The 1,662-nt window shown below is 56.7% G+C and carries 1 protein-coding gene; it reads right to left on the bottom strand.

Annotated elements, in window-relative coordinates; all coding sequences use genetic code 11:
• Positions 1–76: 76 nt before the first annotated feature.
• The gene (locus tag BBW68_RS12990; RefSeq protein WP_070135686.1) at positions 77–1,534 is read right to left on the bottom strand and encodes an MDR family MFS transporter; all 1,458 of its coding nucleotides are present in this window, start codon (positions 1,532–1,534) and stop codon (positions 77–79) included.
• Between the last annotated feature and the right edge of the window lie 128 nt (positions 1,535–1,662).

The raw sequence follows: 1,662 nt of genomic DNA, 5'->3' as shown, positions 1-1,662 counted from the left end.
ACCACGTCCCAAGACTCTACCTTTAACAGTGAGCACATTCAGCAGCAAATTAACCATTCACCCAACGCGCCCCTGTTTAATGAGGTTTCAGCGCCGGGATCATCCGTGACACCAGCAGGCTCATCACCGCCACCCCCAGGGATACCGCGAACACCCAGTGCAGCGACAACTCAATGGCATTCAGCATATGCTGCAGGCTGTCGGTATCGATCGCCGCGCGCTGGCTGTGCGACATAACCTGCTGCACCGGGTCGTTACTCTCCGGCAGGCGCAGCAGCAGATTATAATTCAGCACCGCCCCCATCAGCGCCGTGCCGAGTGCCGAGCCGAGCATGCGGCTAAACATAATTGACGCGGTACAGATGCCACGAATGGCGAAATTGGCGGTATTTTGCACCGCAATCAGGAAAGTGATGCTGGTCATGCCCATCCCGGTGCCGATCACAAAGGCAAAAAAACCGGCGTGCCACACTGGGCTTTCACGATGCAGGGTGAGCAGCAGCGTGGTTCCGGCAATTAACAGCAGCGAACCGAGCAGCGCGGTAAAACGATAGGAAGTGCGCTGCATCAGGCACCCGCTCAGCGTGCTGGCTAGCGGCCAGCCGATTGACATCATCGCCAACGCACTGCCCGCCTGCAGCGGCGTGCCGCCGTTAACGCCCTGGATCCAAGTGGGAAGAAATGCGCTGATGCCCATCATCGCCGCGCCGATTAGCAGATTTCCGGCATTCCCCGCCAGCAGCGTGCGGCTGCGCCAGATGGCCATCGGGAACAGCGGTTCGCTGGCATTACGCTCGTGGTGCAGCAAGGCATATCCCGCGATGCCTGCCACGATGACCAGCTCGGCGACCAGCAGCAGCCCCAGTGATTCCGCCTGCAGTAACGCCACCAGCAGCGCGCTGACTGTGAGCATCAGTAAGGCGCTGCCAGTCAGGTTCAGGCGATGCGGGCTTTTATCCTTCGATTCCGGGAAGAAACGAGTCAGCAGCAGCATCGAAATTATGCCGATCGGCACATTAACCCAGAAAATCAGCGCCCAGTTAAAATGCTGCACCAGCCACGCCCCGGTTAGCGGGCCAACGATCGCTGCCACGCCCCAAACGCTGGACAGCCAGCTCTGGATCCCCGCCCGCTCTTTCGGGGGGTAGACATCGGCAATAATGGTGGAGGTTAGCGGCATGATGGCCCCGGCGCCAAGCCCCTGTAAGGCACGGAACAGGATTAGCCAACCCATATTGCTGGCAAAGCCGCACAGCACCGAGCCGCATAAAAATAGGCCTGTACTAATAAAAAACATGCGCTTTCTGCCCCATAAATCTGCCAGCCGCCCGTAAATCGGCACGCTGACCGTCTGGGTAAGCAGATAGATAGAGAAGACCCAGCCAAACTGCGAGAAGCCCCCCAACTCGGCAATAATCGTTGGCATAGCCGTAGCAACAATGGTGACCTCAATCGCCGCCATAAACATCGCCAGCATAGAGGCGATCAGGATCCAGTGACGCTGCGTCACTGGATTAGCAATATTTTCCGACATAGTTTCCCCGTCCTTCGTTCATTCTTTCAGTGTGGAGCATTTTAAAGCAAACAGTTTCCGAATTGTGCTTATCTCAATAAGTGACATATGTCATTTACTAACCTCTCGCTTTGTAGTGGCACACTGAT

Origin of the sequence: Candidatus Erwinia dacicola, from assembly GCF_001756855.1 — a bacterium.
Taxonomy (GTDB): domain Bacteria; phylum Pseudomonadota; class Gammaproteobacteria; order Enterobacterales; family Enterobacteriaceae; genus Erwinia; species Erwinia dacicola.
This window is presented reverse-complemented; position numbering and strand designations above follow the sequence as displayed.